The following is a 19961-nucleotide window of genomic DNA, read 5'->3' as shown; positions in this document are numbered from 1 at the left end:
GGCTATTGCTTTTGGATGCCGTAGCGGGTGCGGTAGGCGGAAACGGCGTCTTTGTGTTGCGACAGGCGGGGGTCGGCGGTGTGGGTGTCGAGGTAGGTGAAGAGGTCGGCGAGGTTGGCGATCGAGATCACCGGGATGTTGAATTCGCGCGAGACTTCCTGGACTGCCGACAGTTCGGAGAGTGCGTCGTCCGTGCCCGAGCGCTCCATGCGATCCAGTGCGATGAGGACGGCGGCTGGCTCGGCGCCGGCGGCGCGGATCATGGCGACCGATTCGCGCACCGAGGTGCCGGCGCTGATCACGTCGTCGATGATCACGACCTTGCCCTGCAGCTTGGCGCCGACGATGGTGCCGCCTTCGCCGTGGTCCTTCGCTTCCTTGCGGTTGTACGCGTACGACGTGTCGCGACCTTTTGCGGCCAGGGCCACTGCCGTTGCGGAGGCCAGCGTAATGCCTTTGTAGGCCGGGCCGAACAGCATGTCGAATTCGACGCCCGAGTCGAGCAGCGTCTGCGCGTAGAACTGGGCAAGCTTGCCCAGCGTGGCGCCGTCGTGGAACAGGCCGGCGTTGAAGAAGTATGGCGACAGGCGCCCGGCCTTGGTCGTGAATTGGCCGAACTTTAATACTTCGGCCTCGACCGAAAACCCGATAAATTGCTGGCGCAGATCGCTCATATGCGTGTCCCTGAATGTCGAAAGCGGCTATTTTAGAACGTATCGCGCCGCCGAGATACCTTCTTGATTGTCGATGCTGCGCGTGCCCGGCCCGCACAACTGGCCGCCGATGGCCCCTGCGGCCAGATCGGCCACGCGCAGCGTCGCCAGTCGCAGGATGGCAACCGGCCGAAGACATGACGAGCAGCATCAAAACACGTTAAACTTGCCGGCTGTCGGCGCGCTTCCCGGTGCGCCCTGCCCTCTTCTATCTGCTGAACATCTCCATGCCACGAATCATTTCCGCAAACCTCAACGGTATCCGCTCCGCCCACAAGAAGGGCTTCTTTGACTGGCTGGCCACGCAGGACGCCGACTATATCTGCGTCCAGGAACTCAAGGCCCAGGAAGCCGACATGACCGAAGATTTCCTGCGCCCGCACGGCTACCACGGGCGCTTCCATTACGCCGAGAAAAAGGGCTACTCGGGCACCGGCGTCTACAGCCGCACCGAACCCGACCAGCACCGCATCGGTTTCGGCTGCCTGGAGTTCGATGCCGAAGGCCGCTACACGCGCTGCGACTTCGGCAACCTGACCATCATCTCGGTCTACTGCCCGTCCGGCTCCTCGTCGCCGGAGCGCCAGCTGGCCAAGTTCCGCTTCATGGAAGTCTTCCTGCCGCATCTGCAGGCACTGCAGGCCGAGGGCCGCGAAGTCGTCATCTGCGGCGACTGGAACATCGCGCACAAGGAGATCGACCTGAAGAACTGGAAGGGCAACCTGAAGAACTCAGGCTTCCTGCCCGAAGAACGGGCGTGGATGACGCGCATCTTCGACGAGCTGGGAATGGTCGACGTGCACCGCGGGCTAGATGCGCGCCCCGACCAGTACACCTGGTGGAGCAACCGCGGCCAGGCCTACGCGAAGAACGTCGGCTGGCGCATCGATTATCACGTCGCCACGCCCGGCATCGCGGCGCGCGCCAAAACCGTCTCGGTCTACAAGGACGTGAAGTTCTCGGACCACGCTCCGCTCATCATCGACTACGACCTGTAATCACGCCGGCCAGCGCAGGTCGAAGCGGCTGGCGAAGCTGCGCGGCTGGCGCGTGAGCGGATCGTCGAACGCGATGGCGCGCGCCAGCAACTGCAAGGGTGCGCTGAAATCGTCGCTGCCGCAGGGCCGCGCCACCGGGTAGAAACTGTCGCCGACGATCGGCGCACCGAGCGATGCCAGGTGCAGGCGCAGCTGGTGCTTGCGCCCCGTGTGCGGATGCAGCCGGTACCGTGCCAGCGGCCCGCGCCCCTCGATCAATTCGATCAGGGTTTCCGAATTGGGTTCGCCCGCCACTTCTTCGCTGAGAAAAAACTGCGCCGCATCCTGCATGCGGCTGCGGTAGGTGAACGGCAGCGTGCGCCCCTGCAGCAGTGGCGCGATCGCTTCATAGGTCTTGGTGACCACCCGCTTCTGGAACATCGACTGGTAAGCACCGCGCGAGGCAGGATTGTGCGAGAAGATCACCACGCCCGCCGTCTCGCGATCGAGCCGGTGGATCGGCACCAGGTGCGGCAAATCGTACGTGCGCTTCAGGCGCACCAGCAGCGTCTCCCTCAAGAAGCGCCCACTCGGAATCGTCGGCAAGAAATGGGGTTTGTCGGCAACCAGGATGTGGTCATCCTGGAACAGCACCGCCTCCTGGAACGGGATGGGCACCTCGGGCATCTCGAGCTCGCGGTAGTACCAGATGCGCATGCCCTGGCGCACCGGCGTATCGAATGCCACCCGCGCGCCCTTCGCATCGACGACTTCGCCGCGCTCCAGCCGCGCCGCCCAGGATTGCATCGGCACGTCAGGAAAGCGCTCGCATAAAAAGCGCAGCATGCCGCCGGCACGCGTTTCGGTCAGCCACAGATAGCTGGGCGCGACGCCGTCACGCAGGGGCAGCGGGACGAGTGCATTGGCTTCGGCCTGACGGCCCCTGGCGCTGCTGCCCATCAACGCCTCAATTCAGCGCAGTGCTCTTGTAGGCCGGCAGCTTGGCAACCGTCGTCTTCTTGGCACGCGCATACAGCGGCAGCAGCACGTTCATGTGCGCTTCCATGTCCTTGATGCGGGTGTCGCCGCCCGGGTGGGTCGACAGGATTTCCATCGGCGCGCTCTGGTTCAGCGTGGCCATCTTGCGCCACAGGGCGATGCCGGCGCGCGGATCGTAACCGGCGCGCGACGAGATATCCAGGCCCACCAGGTCGGCCTCGCGCTCTTCGTCGCGCGAGAATTTCAGCACCAGCATGCTGCCCAGGCCATTGGCTGCGGTGGCGGTCAGGTTGGGGTCGACGCCGAAGATGCCCGACAACAGCGCGCCACCGACACGCGCGCCCAGCGCGGTGACGTTGGACTTGGCCAGGCGCTCGCGCCCGTGTTCACGCAGTGCGTGCGCGATCTCGTGGCCCATGATGGCCGCGGCTTCGTCGTCGGTCAGCTGCAGCCTGGTGAGGATGCCGGTATAGAAGCCGATGCGGCCACCCGGCATGCAGAACGCGTTGACCTCGTCGGCCTGGATCAGGTTGACCTGCCAGTCCCACTTGCTGGCCACCGGATTCCAGCGCGGCGTGAACGGGATGATGCGCTGGGCGATCGTGCGCAGGCGCTTGAGCTGCGGGTCGCTGGTCGGCGCCAGCAAGCCCTTCTCCTTGGCCTGGCTCATCATTTCGGTGTATTGCAGGCGCGCGGCTTCGTTGACCTGCTCTTCGGGCGCCAGCACGCGCATGCGCGACAGTGGCTTGACCTCGATGCCATCCTGGACGACGACGCCGGCCTCCTGCGCCGTGGCCAGGCCGGTCGCGGCGAACAGGGTCAGACAAACGGCGAGTTGTTTCAGTTTCATCATCATGGCTCCGGCAGGCTGTTGTTGGCAGCCGGCCTCGTAAAATTGGTTATAAATGGGCAGCGCCCGCGCAGAATCGACGTGATCATGCCGTATGTACCGGCCCCGCTCAAGCCGCCAACGCACATAAGTCGCAACCTGCCCCGCGTTACACTGCCGGCGGCGCTTTTTTACGCAGGCGGAAGACCGCCATGCTGCCGCGCAGGTTCGGCAGGAACTTGACCACCTTGCCATCGGCCAGCGCCACGCATTCCAGCACTTCCAGGCCGCATTCGACCGCCAGTTCCTGGAAATCGTAGATCGTGGCGCAGCGCACATTCGGCGTGTCGTACCACTGGTACGGCAGCGCGCGCGAGACCGGCATGCGGCCACGCAGCAGCGCCAGGCGGTGCGGCCAGTGGGCGAAGTTCGGGAACGAGACGATCGCTTCGTGGCCGACGCGCACGATGTCGCGCAGCAGGCCTTCGACATGCTGCATCATCTGCAGCGAATTCAGACACAGCACGGTATCGAACGTGTTGTCGCCAAAGAGGCCCAGGCCCTTTTCCATATCGTGCTGGATCACGTTGATCCCGCGCGCGGTGCTTTCCAGGACCTTGTCGTCGGCGATCTCGATGCCGTAGCCCGAGCAGCGCTTGCCGGATTCGAGGTAGCGCAGCATGGCGCCGTCGCCGCAGCCGACGTCGAGCACGTGGGCGCGCTCGCCCACCCAGTGCGCGATGAAGGCCAGGTCGGGCCGCAGCGTATTGAGGTCGGCAAAATTCATGCGGCCTCCGTGGCGGTGGTAACGGCGCTCGGGGCCAGTTCGAGCGCGATGCGGTTGTAGTACGCACGCACCACGTTCATGTAGCGCGCATCGTCGAGCAGGAACGCATCGTGGCCGTGCGGGGCGTCGATTTCGGCGTAGGTCACCCGGCGCCGGTTGCTGATCAGGGCTTCGACGATCTCGCGGCTGCGCTCGGGCGAGAAGCGCCAGTCAGTCGTAAACGACGCAATCAGGAACTGCGCTTTGGTGCCGGCCAGTGCCTTTTCGAGATCGCCATCGTATTCGCGCGCCGGATCGAAATAATCGAGTGCCTTCGTGATCAGCAGGTAGGTATTGGCATCGAAATATTCCGAGAACTTGTCGCCCTGGTAGCGCAGGTAGGATTCGATCTCGAAGTCGACGCCGAAGTCGAAGTTGTAGTCGTTTGTTTCGGCGGCGTTGCGCAGCTTGCGCCCGAACTTCTCGGCCATGTCGTCGTTGGACAGATACGTGATGTGGCCGATCATGCGCGCCACTTTCAGGCCGTTCTTCGGCACCACGCCATGCTCATAGAAGTCGCCGCCGTGGTAATCGGGGTCGGTCAGGATCGCCTGGCGCGCGACGTCGTTGAAGGCGATGTTCTGGGCCGACAGCTTTGGCGTGGAGGCGATCACGATGCAGTGGCGCAGGCGCTCGGGGAACTTGATGCTCCACGAAAGGGCCTGCATGCCGCCCAGCGAGCCGCCCATCACGGCGGCAAACCGGTCGATGCCGAGACGGTCGGCCAGCAGCGCCTGCGCGGTCACCCAGTCTTCCACGGTCACCAGCGGAAAGCTCGCGCCATACGGCTTGCCGGTAGCAGCATTGACATGCATCGGGCCGGTCGAGCCGAAGCACGAGCCCAGGTTGTTCACGCCAATGACGAAGAAGCGGTCGGTGTCCACGGGTTTGCCCGGGCCGACCATATTGTCCCACCAGCCCGCGCTCTTGGGCGAGTCGTACTGGCCGGCGACGTGGTGCGATGCATTCAGGGCGTGGCAGACCAGTACCGCATTGGACTTGTCGGCGTTGAGCGTGCCATAGGTTTCATACATCAGCGTGTAGTTGCTGAGCTGCGCGCCGCTTTGCAGGCGCAGCGGCTCGGCGAAGTGCATCGCCTGCGGTGTGACTATTCCTAGAGATCCCATGGGACTGTGTGCTTTGATTGATGATGCGGTGGTGGCGCCGTTGCCGGGCATGGCAACGGCGGCCGACTCACAGGGTCTGCAACTGCTCGACGGCGCTGGCGATTTCACCCGGCTCCATCGCGCGCAGGATGCGCCGGGTACGGGTCGTGACCACGCCCAGGTCGGTATTCAAAATTTCTTGTTTTACCGCCAGCAGCTGCGCCGGGTGCATCGAGAATTCGCGCAGGCCCATGCCCAGCAGCAGGCGCGTGAGCTTGACGTCGCCGGCCATCTCGCCGCACACCGCCACATCCAGCCCGGCCTTGTGGCCCGTGGCGATGGTCGAGGCGATCAGTTGCAGCACCGCCGGGTGCAGCGGATTATACAGGTGCGCCACTTCGTAATCGACGCGGTCGATCGCCAGCAGATACTGGATCAGGTCATTGGTCCCGATCGACAAAAAATCCATGCGGCGCACGAACAGCGGCAGCGCCAGCGCGGCAGCCGGGATCTCGATCATGGCGCCGACCTCGATGCCTTCGTCGAAGCGGATCTTCTCGTCGCGCAGCTGGGTCTTGGCCTGCTCGATCATGCCCAGCGTCTGGTCGATCTCGAACGCATGCGCGAGCATCGGGATCAGGATGCGCACCTTGCCGAACGCCGACGCGCGCAGGATCGCGCGCAGCTGTACCAAAAACATTTGCGGCTCGGCCAGGCAATAGCGGATCGCGCGCAGGCCGAGCGCCGGGTTGAGCGCCGTGTGGTCGGTCTGGTCGAGCGGCTTGTCGGCGCCCACGTCGAGCGTGCGGATCGTGACCGGGCGGCCCTTCATCGCCAGCACCGCCTTGCGGTACTGCTCGAACTGTTCTTCTTCGTCCGGGATGCGCAGCGCCTGCGCGCCGCGGCCCATGAACAGGAATTCGGAGCGGAACAGGCCCACGCCATTGGCGCCCGCTTCGAGGGCGGCCGGACAATCGTCCGGCAGTTCGATATTGGCCAGCAGCGTGATCGTGGTGCCGTCGCGCGTGATGGCTGGCGTTTTCTTGAGCTTGAGCAGGCGCTTGCGTGCCTTGGCCATCGTGATCTGGCGCGCGCGGTACTGCTCGAGCACCAGCTGGCTCGGATTGCAGATGACGACGCCGGCGTCGCCGTCGACGATCAGCCAGTCGTCCTGCTCCACCAGGCGCGAAGCCTGGTCCATGCCGACCACCGCCGGAATATCCAGGCTGCGCGCGACGATGGCCGTGTGCGAGTTCTGGCCGCCGACGTCGGTGACGAAGCCGATGAACGAACGGTCGCGAAACGCCAGCATGTCGGCCGGCGAGATGTCGTGGGCCACGACGATCATCTGCGGCGGGGGCTGGTCTTCGTCGGCAAACACCGGCGCGACGCTCAGGGCGGTGCCGGTGAGGACCTTCAGCACGCGCTCGGCGACCTGCTGGATGTCGTACTTGCGCTCGCGCAGGTAGGGGTCTTCGATCTCGTCGAACTGCGCCGAGAGTTCATCGATCTGCGTCACCAGCGCCCATTCGGCGTTGTAGTGGCGCGCGCGGATGATGTCCAGCGGCGCTTCCGAGATCATCGGGTCGGACAGGATCAGCGCATGCACGTCGATGAAGGCGCCCAGTTCGGTCGGGGCATCCTTCGGCAGGCCGGTCCAGAGTTCCTGCAGATTGTGGTGGACGGCGGCGATCGCATCCTGCAGGCGCCGCACCTCGGCCTCGACCTGCTCTTCGGGGACCAGGTAATGCTTGACATCGAGTGCGGCCGGCGTGAGCAGGTGCGCGCGGCCGATCGCGATGCCGCGCGAAACCGGAATGCCGTGAAGGAGAAAGGAAGCCATGGAAGAATCCGTTGAACGCGAGGGGACCGCTTCACGCGGCATTATTCACCTTCACCGAACTTGTCGTTGACGAGCGCCGTCAGGGCGGCCAGCGCGGCTTCTTCATCGGCGCCATCGGCTTCGAGCGTGACCTTGGCGCCCTTGCCGGCGGCGAGCATCATGACACCCATGATCGACTTGGCATTGATGCGACGGCCGTTGCGGGTGAGCCAGACGTCGCTCTTGTACCTGGCGGCCAGTTGCGTGAACTTGGCGGAGGCCCGTGCGTGCAGGCCCAGCTTGTTGATGATCTCGAGTTCTTGTTGAATCATAGTCGCTTTATCGTTTTTGTAATGTGTCTGACTGCGCCCGGTATCTCCTCGCACGCATCGCCATTGCCACCGCCACCGCCGCCTGCCCTAGCCCACCCGGATCCGGTTATCCACCCGCACGGCCCCGTTCTGCGCACCGGCCAGCGCCATCTCGACGACCACGTCGAGCGAATCGCGCCGGTAGGTGATCGCGCGCAGCAGCATCGGCAGGCTAATGCCGGCGATGACTTCCACGTGCCCGGCGTCGGCCAGCGAATTGCAGCAGTTCGACGGCGTGCCGCCCTTGACATCGGTGATCACCAGGACGCCGTCGCCGTCGTCCAGGCGCGCGATGGCTTCCTTGGCCAGGCAGTTGATCTGGCCGATATCCTGGTCAGCGGTCACGTCGATTGCCTCGACGCGCTCGGTGGGGCCGCGAAATACGTGCGTTGCCGCGGCGATGAATGCCTGGCCCAAAGGTGCGTGGGTCAGGAGCAGAATGCCTACCATGTCGTTATCCAAGTACTTTCTGTTCGACCGCGTCGATGAACATCGCGGCCACGTCAAAACCGGTCTGGTCGAAGATCTCCTGGAAGCAGGTCGGGCTGGTCACGTTCACTTCGGTCAGGTTCTCGCCGATCACGTCCAATCCTACCAGTAACAGGCCACGCTCGGCCAGCAACGGGCCGAGGGCTTCGGCGATCTCGCGATCGCGCTCGCTGATCGGTTGCGCCACGCCGATGCCGCCGGCTGCCAGGTTGCCGCGCACTTCGCCGTTTTGCGGAATCCGCGCCAGCACGAACGGCACCGGCTTGCCGCCGATGACCAGCACGCGCTTGTCGCCCTTGTCGATCGCCGGGATGAATTTCTGGGCCATGATCGTGTGGCGGCCGTTGGCCGTCAGTGTCTCGATGATCGAACCCAGATTGAGCGCATCGCTCTTTACGCGGAAGATGCCGGCGCCGCCCATGCCATCGAGCGGCTTGAAGATCACGTCGCCATGCTTGGCGTGGAAGGCGCGCAGGCGCGCTTCGTCCGAAGTGACCATCGTTGGCGATGTGTATTGGCTGAACTGGCCGATCGCCAGTTTTTCGTTGTGGTCGCGGATCGCCGACGGGCTGTTGATCACGCAGGCGCCCTGGCGCACGGCCAGTTCGAGCAGGTAGGTGCCGTAGACGTATTCCATGTCGAACGGCGGGTCCTTGCGCTCGATGATGGCGTCGAATTCGGACAGCTTCACGTCGACGGCGGCATCGGCCGTATACCAGACATCCGGCTCGCCCGTCAGGTGGATCTGCATCACGCGCGCGCTGACGATGCCCTCTTCGAGCACCATGTCGCGCTGTTCGAAGAAGTACAGGGCATGACCGCGCCGGGCCGCCTCGCGCATCATGGCGAAGGTCGAATCCTTGTAAATCTTGAATCCGGACAGCGGGTCGGCGAGAAAAGCGATTTTCATGGGGCGTCCAATCGATGTAATACCTTGATTTTAGCCCGAATCGGCAAACCTCGCGGGCGAGGCCCCGAGGTTTGCCGGACGCAGTGCGTCAGTACACTTCCGGATTCGGATCGGTGCGTTCGAGTTCGAGCGATGCGGCCAGCATGCCCAGGCGCGCGACCACGCCGTACACGTAAAAGCGGTTGGGCGCAGCGGTGCCCGGCTTGGCCTTCGGATCGGGCATCGCGTGCTGCTGCGCGAACGCCAGCGGCACGAATTGCGAACCGGGCGCATTGAGGTTCTGGTCGATGCCGCGCTCGGCGTGCACGCGGTAGAAGCCACCCACGACATAGCGGTCGATCATGTACACAACCGGTTCGGCGACCGCGTCGTCGATCGATTCGAAGGTGGGTACGCCTTCCTGGATGATCAGATCGGTCACGGCCACGCCATCCTTGACCACCGACATGCGCGCGCGCTGGGCCGGGGTCAGGTCGCGCACTTCGCTCGCGTCCTTGATGGTCATGATGCCCATGCCGTAGGTGCCGGCGTCGGGCTTGAGGATCACGAAGGGCTTGCGCTCCTTCATGCCGTATTCCTTGTACTTCTTCTTGATCTTCGAGAACAGCGCCGAGACGTCGTCGGCCAGCGCTTCGGTGCCGACGTTCTCGCGCAGGTCGACTTCGGCGCAGGTGCTGTGTAACGGGTTGACCAGCCACGGATCGATGTCGATCAGCTTGCCGAACTTCTTGGCCACTTCGTCCAGCGCCTTGAGGTGATTGCTCTTGCGGCGCAGCGCCCAGCCGGCGTGCAGCGGCGGCAGCAAGGCCTGTTCGTGGACGTTCTCCAGGATCGACGGGATGCCGCCCGACAGGTCATTGTTGAGCAGGATGGTGCACGGGTCGAAGTCAGGCAGGCCGACGCGGCGGCCATTGGCCGAGCGTACGAGCGGCTCGAGCACGAGCATATTGCCGTCAGGCAGCGCCAGCGGGGTCGGCTCGGTGATGTCGGGCGAGAACGTGCCAAGACGGACATGCAAGCCGGTCTGGCGGAAGATCTGCATCAGGCGCGCGACGTTCTGCAGGTAGATCGGGCTGCGGCGGTCGGCGTCCGGCACCAGCAGCAGGTTGCGCGCGTCCGGGCAATACTTGTCGACGGCGGCCATGGCCGCCTGCACCGTCAGCGGCAGCATCTCGCTGGCGAGGTTGTTGAAGCCGCCCGGGAACAGGTTGGTGTCCACCGGTGCGAGCTTGTAGCCGGCGTTGCGCAGATCGACCGAGCAATAAAATGGCGGCGTGTGCTCCTGCCACTCGAGGCGGAACCAGCGCTCGATGGCAGGCGTGGCTTCGAGGATTTTCTTTTCCAGGTCCAGCAAAGGACCGGTCTGGGCGGTGGCGAGGTGCGGAACCATTGATTGGACGTCCTTGTTGTGCGCTTCTTGTTGTTAATTAAGTTGGGAATCGCATATGGGGTTGGTCCGGGTATTTTAAAGGGCAATGCGAAGAATGCAAAAAACGCCGTCCCCGCTTGTGCGGAGACGACGTTTTCAGGGACAACCGATGACTGAGCGGATCAGTAACGGTAAGCCGACTCGCCGTGGCTCGTGATGTCCAGGCCTTCGCGTTCCTCTTCTTCCGGTACACGCAGACCGATCACGATATCCACCAGCTTGAAGGCGATGAAGGCGACGACGGCCGACCAGATGACGGTCACGCCGATCGCATGGGCCTGGATCCACAGCTGGCCGACGATCGAGTAGCTCGTGTTCATCGCATTGGTCGTGTAATCCCACACGCCCTGCCCGCCCAGTGCCGGCGACGCAAACACGCCGGTCAGCATCGCGCCGAGGATACCGCCCACGCCGTGCACGCCGAACACGTCGAGCGAATCGTCGGCGCGCAGCAGGCGCTTCAGACCCGTCACGCCCCACAGGCAGACGATACCTGCCAGCAGGCCGATGACCAGCGCGCCCATTGGACCGACGAAGCCGGCGCCCGGGGTGATGGCCACCAGGCCCGACACGGCGCCCGATGCCGCGCCCAGCATCGATGGCTTGTGCTTGAAGATCCACTCGCCCAGCACCCAGGTGAGGGTCGCACCGGCGGTCGCCAGCAGCGTATTCAGGAACGCCAGTGCCGCCACGTCGCCTGCTTCGAGCGCCGAGCCGGCATTGAAGCCGAACCAGCCGACCCACAGCAGCGACGCGCCGACCATCGTCATCGGCAGCGAGTGTGGCGCCATCGATTCACGCCCGTAGCCGATCCGCTTGCCGATCACATAGGCACCCACCAGGCCGGCCACGGCCGAATTGATGTGCACCACGGTGCCGCCCGCGAAGTCGAGCGCGCCCTGCTGCCACAGGTAGCCGGCAGCTGCGGTGACGGTTTGCAGCGAGGCAGCGTCGGTGATGGCGTCAGGACCGGCCCAGAACCAGACCATGTGCGCGACCGGCAGGTAGCCGAACGTGAACCACAGCACGACGAACACCAGCACGGCCGCGAACTTGGCGCGTTCGGCAAAGGCGCCGACGATCAGCGCGCAGGTGATCGCTGCAAAGGTGCCCTGGAAGGCGACGAAGATGAATTCGGGGATCATCGTCTCTTTGCTGAAGGTCGCGGCCATCGCAAACTTGCCGGCGACCGGATCCCAGATGCCTTGCAGGAAGGCGCGGTCGAAGCCGCCGATGAACGCGTTGCCCTGCGTGAAGGCCAGCGAGTAGCCGTACAGGCACCACAGCACGATGACGAGGGCGAACACCATCATCACCTGCATCAGCACCGACAGCATGTTCTTGGCGCGCACCAGGCCGCCGTAGAACAGCGCCAGACCGGGAATGGTCATCAGGATCACCAGCAGCGTGGCGACGAACATCCAGGCCGTATCCCCCTTGTTGATGGACGGCGCCGCCATGGCCGGCAGGGCGACGCCCAGGCCCAGCAAGGCGGTCAGTATCGTTGTAGTTATGCGCTTCATGAAAACATTCCCTCTTACAGTGCGTCGTTGCCGGTCTCGCCGGTACGGATACGGATGACCTGGTTCAGGTCGGCCACGAAGATCTTGCCGTCACCGATCTTGCCGGTGCGGGCAGCGCCCTGGATCGCGTCGATGACCTGGTCGACGATGGCATCGTCGACGGCAGCTTCGATCTTGATCTTGGGCAGGAAGTCGACGACGTACTCGGCGCCACGGTACAGCTCGGTATGGCCTTTCTGGCGACCGAAACCCTTCACTTCGGTCACGGTCATGCCTTGCACGTTGATTTCCGACAGTGCCTCTCGCACCTCGTCGAGCTTGAAGGGCTTGATGATGGCGGTGATCATTTTCATGGTATTGCCTCTTTTGCAATCAAAAAGTTTTTGAGACGGACAGCACGGCGGCGGACTTGCCGAGGTTCTTGCCTTCCGGGCTCAGGTAGGCGTCGGTATTCGCCTTGTGCCACGCCAGCGCCACGGTGGCGACGCCGAAGTCCTTGGTGACGCCGACCTTGTAGTCGGTGTACGAAAACGCGCTGTTGTTCTTCAGTTTCTGGCGCCCGACGTGCAGGTTCAGGATGAAGCCGTTGCTGACGTCGATGTCGGCGCCCACGTCCAGGTAGCCGCTGCGCTTGCTGTCTGCGGTGCCGAACAGATTGGTCGTCGAGTGCGAGTACTTGATGTAGGCCGGGCCGTAGCCGAGCTTGCCGTACAGCTCGAACGTGTTCGCGCTCGGGTTCAACCCGTTGTCCGGGTAGTAGTAATACAGGCCGCCGATGTCATAGCTGATCGCGTCGCTCAACTGACCGCGCTTGCCGCCGTAGACGTCCCATTCGATATTGCCGTCGCCGCCCAGGTCTTTCGTCCATTTGATGGTGGAAAGCCAGGTGCCCACGTAGAAGCCGGATGGGCCATGTACGTAGTCGACGCCGCCTTGCAGGGCCGGGTCGAGGGCTGTTTGCGACAGGCCGCGGTAACGGTAGTCGCTGGTGATGCTCGCGTTGTAGCTCACCTGGTGTTCGGCGGGTTGTTCCTGTGCCATGCCCGGAGCGCTGGTAAGAGCCAACACTGCCAAGACAACTGCGCTGAATTTTGCTTTGCACTTCATGACAAACCCCCTTGATGAACAACATGAAAAATGACTGCTTGTGGATCCTTCTGATGTTCTTTATCTATGCTTTATTTAGCAGGATGCGTGCCAGCTCATAAAGCGGAAAAAGGTCCTTGTTTTTTTGGTAAACACGCCCCACATCGGTTTTGCTACAACACAACGGACCGCATACGGCACCCAGACGGCCGTTCGGCGCACTACATCAGGTCACATTGCACCATCATGGAGCGTGCGGCCTCGGCAGAAAGGGAAATGGATATGAGTAATAGCAACTTCTTCAGCGACTTGCAGGGCAAGATCAACCAGGCGCTCGAGAGCGGTCCGGCCAAGGACATTGAACGCAATGTGAAGGCGGCCATGACGTCGGGCTTCTCCAAGCTCGATCTGGTCACGCGCGAGGAATTCGATATCCAGGCCCAGGTGCTGGCCAAGACCCGCAGCAAGCTCGAGGCGCTTGAACTGCGCGTGAGCGAGCTCGAAGCCAAGCTGGGTGCAGGCAGCACCACGACGCCGTCGGCAACCTCATCGGCAACCTCGGCGACAGCGGCATCGGCATCGGCCGCGTTTCCGACCTCGGGCAGCTCGGCGATTCCGATGCCAGGCGCCGCGCCATCGGCCACCGCGCCGTTCCCGGCTGCACCGGAAGACCCGACGATCGTCGTGCCGCCAACGCTCGACAAGCATTAAACAGTTACCGGGGTTTGTTTGAACGCGTGGGCGGGAAACCCGCCCACCCTACTGCCCCGGACTCAATCGACGCTGACTTCCTTGCGGTTGTCACGCGCCACGCGGTCGATCAGCTTGTTGTACGGATCGATACCCACATCGAACGGCTGTTCTTTGACAGTCACCGTCACGGTCGGATTCTCGCCCCGCAGTACGCGCTTCTCCAATAACAGCACGCGCTCGTCCGATTCCTTGGCATCCTTCGCGCGTGCGAACACGCCGATCTCCACGGCCTCGTCATAGGTGCGTGGGGTTTCCTGCCCCTTGCCGTCGGCCTGCATCTTCGCCAGATGCAGTTTCATCGTCACGTCCCACTGCCCGTCCGCGCGCTTGACGGCTTTCGCCTCGGTCACGCGGTTATCGTAGAAGACGATGCGTTCGAACAGGTCGGCGATCAGCGCGTGCTTGCCAACCGGGGCTTCGGCGCGGATGTAGTCCACCAGTTCGGCGGAGGTCGCAAACGGCGCCTCTTGATAGCCCTTGTCCTGCAGGAAGCGCTTGAGGGCGCGGTTGAGCGCCGCTTCGCCGATCTCGTCGCGCAGGCGGTAGAAGACCAAACTGCCCTTGCGGTAGTGGATGTAGTCCTGGTTTTCCACGCGCACCAGCGGCAGTTCCTCGATCTTTTCGGCGCCGCGCGAACTGAGATAGCGGTCCAGTTCATAGCGCAGGAAACGGCGCATCTGGTGCGGGCCGTATTCCTTCTCCATCACCATCAGTGCCGAGTACTGCGCCAGCGATTCGATCAGCATGCTCGCGCCCTGCACATTCGCGGCCGTGACCTGGTGGCCCCACCACTGGTGCGCCATCTCGTGCGCCGTCACGTAGAAGACGTAGTCGATGTCCTCCTTGTTGCGCAGGTCGGCGATAAAGCCGATCGATTCCGAGAACGGGATTGTGTTGGCGAACGATTGCGCAAAGCGCTGGTAGTTCGGAAATTCCAGGATACGCACCTGCTTGTGCTGGTAGGGCGTGAACTGGGTCGTGAAGTAGTCGAGCGACTTTTGCGTGCCCGCGATCATCCGGTCGACGTTGTAGGCGTGCTTCGGATCGTGATAGATCTCGATCGGGATGCCGCGCCAGTCGCTTTTCTTGACCTGCCAGTCGGCCGACAGGTAGGCGAAGAACGGCATCATCTTCTGGTCCATCTTGTAGCGATAGTAGTTGCGGCCGTTTTCCTTCCACGCCTTTTGCAGGTAGCCCGGCGCCAGCGCAATCTGGTCACCACTCGTGGAAACGGTGGTGTCGAAACTGATCCAGTCGGCGTCGTCCCCGAACATCGTGTTGGCGCGGGCCGCCTGGTTTTCGAGCTTGGCCATGCGCTCCGGTTCGCCCAGGCCGCGCTTGCGGCGCTCGTTGCGGTCCAGTAGTTCGAACTCGCTCTGGTAGCCGACCAGCGGGAAGAACTCGCGGTTGTTGAAGAACGTGCCGTTCAGGTTGAGCGTGTCGCCCTTGCCCGCGTTGGAAAAACCGGGCCGGCGCACGTCGACCGTGAAGTCCAGCGCCAGGCGGGCGCCCGGCGCTGTCGGCTGCGCGAGCTTGAGTATCCGGAAGCCCGCCACCTTGTCGTCCAGGACCACCGTGTGCGCGGGCAGGCCGGCAAAGGTGGTCACAACGTCGGGGTTGACCTGCAGGCGCAATGTGTCCAGCGGCTGGCTCGTCTTGTTCTCGAAGACGTAGCGGCCGTTGACCATCACGCGCCGCTCGGCCGGGTAGATGTCCACCGCGGCGCGCACGTCGACAATCTTCACGTGCGGCAGGTCCTTGTACTTGCGGTAGGTCTTTTCGTACCTGGCCTGCTTGTCCATTGCCACGTTCTGCGCTTCGTAGCGGCCCAGCGTGACGGTATTGTGGAAGATCCAGCCACCCACCAGCGCGAACGCGATCGTGCACGCAGCCAGCGCAACGCCCGATGGGCTTTTCAGGCGCCGCGTCGCTTCGCGCGTGCGCGTGCGCCACTCGACCGACAGGCCGCGCACCCAGAACGCCTGGGCCACGATCAGGCCCGCCACGACAAACAGGGTCCAGTACAGCGCGAACCACGACCAGCCCGCGACGAAGTGGCCGAAGCCATTCATGTCCGAGTACGGCGTCTCGGGCAGCAGACCGATGTTGTACAGGTTGTGATCGAAGTGCAGGACCGACAGGACGATCTGCGCCACGATCAGCACGATCATGAACAGGTAGCCCAGAAACTTGTTGTTCGTGACCACCTGCAGCGCCACGGCGATCAGCGCCATCAGGATGTACGGCGTGCCCGCCATGAACACACCCTGCAGATACACCATCGGTTCGATCGGCGCCCCGCCCTTGTACAGCTGGATGGCGATCGCGGTCAGGATCCCGGCAAACAGGAAGGCCAGCACCACGCCAACGAGGGCCAGACTTTTCGCCACCAGCGGCGCCCAGTTCGGCATTGGCATCGCGTCGCTCACGTCGGCGATGCCGGCCTGGCGCTCCTTGAAGATCAGTTCACCTGCATAGAAGATCACGATGATGAGCAGCAGGAAGTTGTAGCTGCCCTTGAGCAGCTCGATCATCAGGTAGGTGCGCGGGTAGACGTCGGTACCGAACATCTGGCCCAGCTGACTGGAGCTGCCCACCATATTGAGCACGCCGAACAGCAGCATGACCAGGAACGGCACGCTCTTGAAGACGGCCACGGCGTCGAAGACGAAGATGTGCCAGCACTGGGCCCAGCGCGTGGCGCGTGTGAAGCGCGGGACGATGCGTGGCAGCGCGACGTGCGCCGGGGCGCCGGCGGCCGGCGCTGCGGCTTTGGCCCTGCCGAACAGGCGCTTGCCGGTGCCGGCGCGCTGCGGCTTGAACAGCGCCAGCGTCAGGCCAAGCAGCGCCAGGCCGACCACGCTCCACAACAGGCGGTTGGCCAGCATATAGCCCCCGATGTCCGGCAGGCCGGCATTCGATTCGGCGGTGGAAAAGTAACGCGTGGCGCGGCCAAGGGCGCGCAGGCCGAACGGATCGGCCAGCACGGCGAACCACTCGTTGTCGATATTGCCGGTGAATTTGCCGGCCAGGATCCACAGCACGAAGAACGCCATCACGCCGACATATACCATCATGATCGAGCGCGTGGTCGCGGCCAGTAGCATCAGCAAGGCGCCGATGAACAGCAGGTTCGGCATCACCAGCACGCACAGCGCCCACAGGTAGGCGGCGCCGGGGAACGGCCCCACGCGCTCGGCGTCGATCCACGGCATCAGAGGGCCGAGCATCATGCCCGCCACGATCACCGCGAAAATCACCATGCAGGCCAGCAGACCCGCCAGGAAGCGGCCGACGAGGTAATCGTGCTTTTTCATCGGCGTGGCAAACAGCATGTCGGAGATGCCGACGTCGCCATCGCGCAGCACCGAGCCGGCGATGAAGATGGTGACGACGAACATCGACATCAGGCTGAAGACGCCGAGCAGCTGCGCGACGACGACCGGCGCATTGCGATTGACGTTGCCGATGCTGCCGCCGATCTGGATCGCATCGGTAGTGGTCGCGCCAAAGGCCAGCGCGCCGAAGATCAGCGCGCATACCCACAACAGCGGCTGGCGCAGCTGGATGCCCAGCTCGAACTTGAAAAATTCCCGTAGCATGCCGGCTCCTTACGCCACGACCGGTGCGGTGGACGCCTGCGCCGCATCGGTCGTCGAAACGGCCGCACGGTTGGCATTGCGGATCTGGAGGAAGTAGACGTCTTCCAGGTCCGGCTCGACGCTGACGAAGCCGTCGTCCGGCTGCGACTCGGCGAACACGTTGATCTGCGGGCGCCCCGCCACCAGGCGCGTGGAGAGCACGTTGAAATCGCGCTGGTAGTCGGCCAGCGCATCCTGGCTGACGGTGCGCCGCCATACGCGGCTCTTGAGTGTGTCGATCGCAGCTTGCGGCTCGCCCTGCAGCAGCACGGTGCCTTTGGCGATCATCGCCATGCGCGGGCACAGGTCGGTGACGTCTTCGACGATGTGGGTCGACAGGATCACGACCACCTGTTCGCCGATCTTGGCCAGCAGGTTCAGAAAGCGGTTGCGTTCATCGGGGTCCAGACCTGCGGTCGGTTCGTCGACGATCACCAGGCGCGGCGCGCCGAGCAGCGCCTGCGCGATGCCGAAGCGCTGGCGCATGCCACCCGAGAAGGTGCCCAGGCCACGCGAGCGCGCTTCCCACAGATTGGTCTGGTGCAGCAGCGCCTCGACCATCTCCTTGCGCTCGCCCTTGGCCGTCAGGCCCTTGAGGACGGCGAAGTGGTTCAGCAGTTTTTCGGCGCTCACTTTCGGATAGACGCCGAAGTCCTGCGGCAGGTAGCCGAGCTGGCGGCGCAAGCCCTCCTTGTCCTTCAACACATCCAGGCCATTGAAATCGATGCTGCCGCTGTCGGGGTCCTGCAGCGTGGCGATCGTGCGCATCAGCGACGACTTGCCGGCACCGTTGGGCCCGAGCAGGCCGAACATGCCGTTCGGGATCTCGAGACTGACGTTGTTGATCGCCTTGACGCCGTTGGCATAGGTCTTGTTGAGCTGCTTGATCGATAACATGGACTGATTCTCCGGGGACGGTTGCGGTTGTGGTGCTGTTCACGATCAATGTAACGTTAACAAAAAGCAATGTCAGCATTTTGTGACAGACGGTATGAATTGCGGGATGAACGACGAGATGACCGGTATATGCACCTGTCATGAACGGGCAAGCGCGCGCACGCCTGTCCGCTCTCAAACGGTGGCGCGGTGCCCGCTTTAGGATGGGGCACCCTGGCGTCATGCGGAAGGAATCCAATGAGTCTTGCCGTCCTCAAAAGCCGCGCGCTGGCCGGCATGGCCGCGCCGCCCGTCAATGTCGAAGTGCATCTGGCCAACGGTCTTCCGGGCTGGACGATCGTGGGCTTGCCAGACACCGAAGTGCGCGAGGCGAAAGACCGCGTGCGCGCGGCGTTGCAGAATTCGGGCTTCGATATCCCGCCGCGCCGCATCACGATCAATCTCGCGCCGGCCGATCTGCCCAAGGAATCCGGCCGCTTCGATCTGCCGATTGCGCTGGGCATCCTGGCCGCATCACACCAGATCCGGGGCGATGCGCTGGAGCGCTACGAGTTTGCTGGCGAATTGTCGCTGTCGGGCGAGCTGCGGCCGATTCGTGGTGCATTGGCGATGGCGTTTGCGATGATGCGTGCGGGTTCTGCACAATCTGCTTTACAGACCGACCTGCAGCACCGGGCTTTCATCCTGCCGCTGGCCAATGCCGATGAAGCGGCGCTGGTCGACGCAGCCGAGATCCTGCCGGCGCGCACGCTGCTCGAAGTCTGCGCGCACTTCGCCAATGCACCCGATGCGCCCAAGCTGGTGCGGCATGTGGGGCCGCCCCTTGCGCAGGCGGTGTACTACCCCGATTTCGCCGACGTCAAGGGCCAGCAGCATGCCAAGCGCGCGCTCGAGGTGGCGGCGGCCGGCGCGCATTCATGTTTGCTGGTCGGCCCGCCCGGCGCGGGCAAGAGCATGCTGGCGGCGCGCCTGCCCGGCTTGCTGCCATTGATGAGTGACGCCGAGGCGCTCGAATCGGCCGCCGTGCAATCGCTGGCAGGCGGCTTCTCGCCACAGCGCTGGCGTCAGCGGCCGTTTCGCAGCCCGCATCACACGACGTCCGGTGTGGCCCTGGTGGGCGGCGGCAGTGTGCCGCGGCCCGGTGAAGTCTCGCTCGCGCATCATGGGGTATTGTTTCTGGACGAGCTGCCCGAGTTCGACCGGCGCGTGCTCGAGGTGCTGCGCGAGCCGCTCGAATCGGGCCAGATCACGATTTCGCGCGCGGCGCACCAGGCCGATTTTCCGGCGCGCTTCCAGCTCATTGCAGCGATGAATCCGTGTCCATGCGGCTGGCTCGGTCACGCCAGCGGCAAATGCCACTGCCATGAGGCCGCCGTGCTGCGCTACCAGAGCCGTATCTCGGGGCCCCTGCTCGATCGCATCGATTCAATATATCTACGAGCCAAATCGACAACAAGCTCCCTATCTCCTTGAATAAATAAGGCTTTTTCACTGACCCGGCAAGAAGTGGCAGCATCAAATCCCGATGCCCGGCTGACCTCAGTGCTAGCTTGAGTGTAAACAAAGGCACGCCTCACTTTTAGCAATGCT

Annotated in this window: 16 protein-coding genes and 2 pseudogenes; 3 read left to right on the top strand and 15 right to left on the bottom strand. The window is 63.6% G+C overall.

Translation table 11 applies throughout. The features are described from left to right. Positions 1–2: 2 nt before the first annotated feature. A complete protein-coding gene (gene pyrE, locus AC1MGT_RS14960; RefSeq protein ID WP_499500809.1) occupies positions 3–674 on the bottom strand; it encodes an orotate phosphoribosyltransferase in 672 nt (223 codons plus the stop codon). 266 nt (positions 675–940) lie between these two features. On the opposite strand from pyrE, the gene AC1MGT_RS14955 reads away from it, so the two are divergent. Next, positions 941–1711 carry an exodeoxyribonuclease III gene (locus tag AC1MGT_RS14955; protein ID WP_499500808.1) on the top strand — a complete coding sequence of 257 codons (771 nt, stop codon included), beginning with the start codon at positions 941–943 and terminating at the stop codon, positions 1709–1711. On the opposite strand, the gene AC1MGT_RS14950 is transcribed toward AC1MGT_RS14955, so the two are convergent. The 12 genes from AC1MGT_RS14950 to AC1MGT_RS14895 form a co-directional block, all read right to left on the bottom strand. Continuing rightward, positions 1712–2650, bottom strand: coding sequence for a pseudouridine synthase (locus tag AC1MGT_RS14950; protein ID WP_499500807.1), 939 nt, complete (start codon positions 2648–2650; stop codon positions 1712–1714). It abuts the gene before it with no gap. Between the two features lie 7 nt (positions 2651–2657). Next, positions 2658–3539, bottom strand: coding sequence for a M48 family metallopeptidase (locus AC1MGT_RS14945; protein ID WP_499500806.1), 882 nt, complete (start codon positions 3537–3539; stop codon positions 2658–2660). Between the two features lie 148 nt (positions 3540–3687). Next, complete coding sequence (gene metW / locus AC1MGT_RS14940; RefSeq protein ID WP_183556659.1) at positions 3688–4305, bottom strand: methionine biosynthesis protein MetW; 618 nt, start codon at positions 4303–4305, stop codon at positions 3688–3690. Next, positions 4302–5522: a homoserine O-succinyltransferase MetX gene (gene metX, locus AC1MGT_RS14935; RefSeq protein ID WP_499500805.1), complete on the bottom strand. Its 1221-nt coding sequence runs from the start codon at positions 5520–5522 to the stop codon at positions 4302–4304. The genes metW and metX overlap by 4 nt, the downstream gene beginning before the upstream one ends. A 16-nt stretch (positions 5523–5538) precedes the next feature. Beyond that, entirely contained in the window at positions 5539–7293 is a 1755-nt protein-coding gene (gene ptsP, locus AC1MGT_RS14930; protein WP_499500804.1) for a phosphoenolpyruvate--protein phosphotransferase, read from the bottom strand. A gap of 41 nt (positions 7294–7334) precedes the next feature. Next, positions 7335–7604 carry an HPr family phosphocarrier protein gene (locus AC1MGT_RS14925; RefSeq protein WP_183556652.1) on the bottom strand — a complete coding sequence of 90 codons (270 nt, stop codon included), beginning with the start codon at positions 7602–7604 and terminating at the stop codon, positions 7335–7337. An 87-nt stretch (positions 7605–7691) separates the two neighbouring features. Next, positions 7692–8093, bottom strand: a complete 402-nt coding sequence (locus AC1MGT_RS14920) for a PTS sugar transporter subunit IIA (protein WP_183556650.1) — start codon at positions 8091–8093, stop codon at positions 7692–7694. 4 nt (positions 8094–8097) lie between these two features. Then, entirely contained in the window at positions 8098–9042 is a 945-nt protein-coding gene (gshB, locus tag AC1MGT_RS14915; RefSeq protein ID WP_183556648.1) for a glutathione synthase, read from the bottom strand. 88 nt (positions 9043–9130) lie between these two features. Continuing rightward, the gene (gshA, locus tag AC1MGT_RS14910; protein WP_332532525.1) at positions 9131–10432 is read right to left on the bottom strand and encodes a glutamate--cysteine ligase; all 1302 of its coding nucleotides are present in this window, start codon (positions 10430–10432) and stop codon (positions 9131–9133) included. Between the two features lie 161 nt (positions 10433–10593). Beyond that, positions 10594–11994 (bottom strand): ammonium transporter, encoded by a 1401-nt coding sequence (locus tag AC1MGT_RS14905; RefSeq protein WP_183556644.1) that lies wholly within the window; start codon positions 11992–11994, stop codon positions 10594–10596. Between the two features lie 14 nt (positions 11995–12008). Beyond that, positions 12009–12347, bottom strand: a complete 339-nt coding sequence (gene glnK, locus AC1MGT_RS14900; RefSeq protein WP_137171558.1) for a P-II family nitrogen regulator — start codon at positions 12345–12347, stop codon at positions 12009–12011. Between the two features lie 19 nt (positions 12348–12366). Further along, positions 12367–13101, bottom strand: coding sequence for a TorF family putative porin (locus tag AC1MGT_RS14895; protein WP_332532523.1), 735 nt, complete (start codon positions 13099–13101; stop codon positions 12367–12369). Between the two features lie 261 nt (positions 13102–13362). Between AC1MGT_RS14895 and AC1MGT_RS14890 the strand changes: the two are divergent. Further along, positions 13363–13596, top strand: a pseudogene (locus AC1MGT_RS14890) (accessory factor UbiK family protein); the annotation flags it as partial. Positions 13597–13853: 257 nt separating this feature from the next. Here AC1MGT_RS14890 and AC1MGT_RS14885 read toward each other — a convergent pair. Both AC1MGT_RS14885 and AC1MGT_RS14880 read right to left on the bottom strand, forming a co-directional pair. Beyond that, on the bottom strand, positions 13854–17435 hold the full coding sequence (locus tag AC1MGT_RS14885; protein ID WP_499500803.1) for an ABC transporter permease/M1 family aminopeptidase: 3582 nt from the start codon (positions 17433–17435) through the stop codon (positions 13854–13856). 9 nt (positions 17436–17444) lie between these two features. Continuing rightward, complete coding sequence (locus tag AC1MGT_RS14880; RefSeq protein ID WP_499500802.1) at positions 17445–18371, bottom strand: ABC transporter ATP-binding protein; 927 nt, start codon at positions 18369–18371, stop codon at positions 17445–17447. A 237-nt stretch (positions 18372–18608) separates the two neighbouring features. On the opposite strand from AC1MGT_RS14880, the pseudogene AC1MGT_RS14875 reads away from it, so the two are divergent. After that, positions 18609–19796, top strand: a pseudogene (locus tag AC1MGT_RS14875) (YifB family Mg chelatase-like AAA ATPase); the annotation flags it as partial. Positions 19797–19961 lie beyond the last annotated feature (165 nt).

Source organism: Telluria sp. BA11 (assembly GCF_056680305.1).
Note: the sequence above shows the minus strand (reverse complement) of the source record. Positions and strands in the feature narration are given on the sequence as shown.

Coding starts and splice junctions, on each gene's coding strand:
- AC1MGT_RS14885 (WP_499500803.1), bottom strand. CDS start 17,435: ATGCTACGGGAATTTTTCAAGTTCGAGCTGGGCATCCAGCTGCGCCAG.
- glnK (WP_137171558.1), bottom strand. CDS start 12,347: ATGAAAATGATCACCGCCATCATCAAGCCCTTCAAGCTCGACGAGGTG.
- AC1MGT_RS14920 (WP_183556650.1), bottom strand. CDS start 8,093: ATGGTAGGCATTCTGCTCCTGACCCACGCACCTTTGGGCCAGGCATTC.
- metW (WP_183556659.1), bottom strand. CDS start 4,305: ATGAATTTTGCCGACCTCAATACGCTGCGGCCCGACCTGGCCTTCATC.
- AC1MGT_RS14955 (WP_499500808.1), top strand. CDS start 941: ATGCCACGAATCATTTCCGCAAACCTCAACGGTATCCGCTCCGCCCAC.
- pyrE (WP_499500809.1), bottom strand. CDS start 674: ATGAGCGATCTGCGCCAGCAATTTATCGGGTTTTCGGTCGAGGCCGAA.
- gshA (WP_332532525.1), bottom strand. CDS start 10,432: ATGGTTCCGCACCTCGCCACCGCCCAGACCGGTCCTTTGCTGGACCTG.
- AC1MGT_RS14925 (WP_183556652.1), bottom strand. CDS start 7,604: ATGATTCAACAAGAACTCGAGATCATCAACAAGCTGGGCCTGCACGCA.
- AC1MGT_RS14945 (WP_499500806.1), bottom strand. CDS start 3,539: ATGAAACTGAAACAACTCGCCGTTTGTCTGACCCTGTTCGCCGCGACC.
- metX (WP_499500805.1), bottom strand. CDS start 5,522: ATGCCCGGCAACGGCGCCACCACCGCATCATCAATCAAAGCACACAGT.
- AC1MGT_RS14950 (WP_499500807.1), bottom strand. CDS start 2,650: ATGGGCAGCAGCGCCAGGGGCCGTCAGGCCGAAGCCAATGCACTCGTC.
- gshB (WP_183556648.1), bottom strand. CDS start 9,042: ATGAAAATCGCTTTTCTCGCCGACCCGCTGTCCGGATTCAAGATTTAC.
- AC1MGT_RS14905 (WP_183556644.1), bottom strand. CDS start 11,994: ATGAAGCGCATAACTACAACGATACTGACCGCCTTGCTGGGCCTGGGC.
- AC1MGT_RS14880 (WP_499500802.1), bottom strand. CDS start 18,371: ATGTTATCGATCAAGCAGCTCAACAAGACCTATGCCAACGGCGTCAAG.
- AC1MGT_RS14895 (WP_332532523.1), bottom strand. CDS start 13,101: ATGAAGTGCAAAGCAAAATTCAGCGCAGTTGTCTTGGCAGTGTTGGCT.
- ptsP (WP_499500804.1), bottom strand. CDS start 7,293: ATGGCTTCCTTTCTCCTTCACGGCATTCCGGTTTCGCGCGGCATCGCG.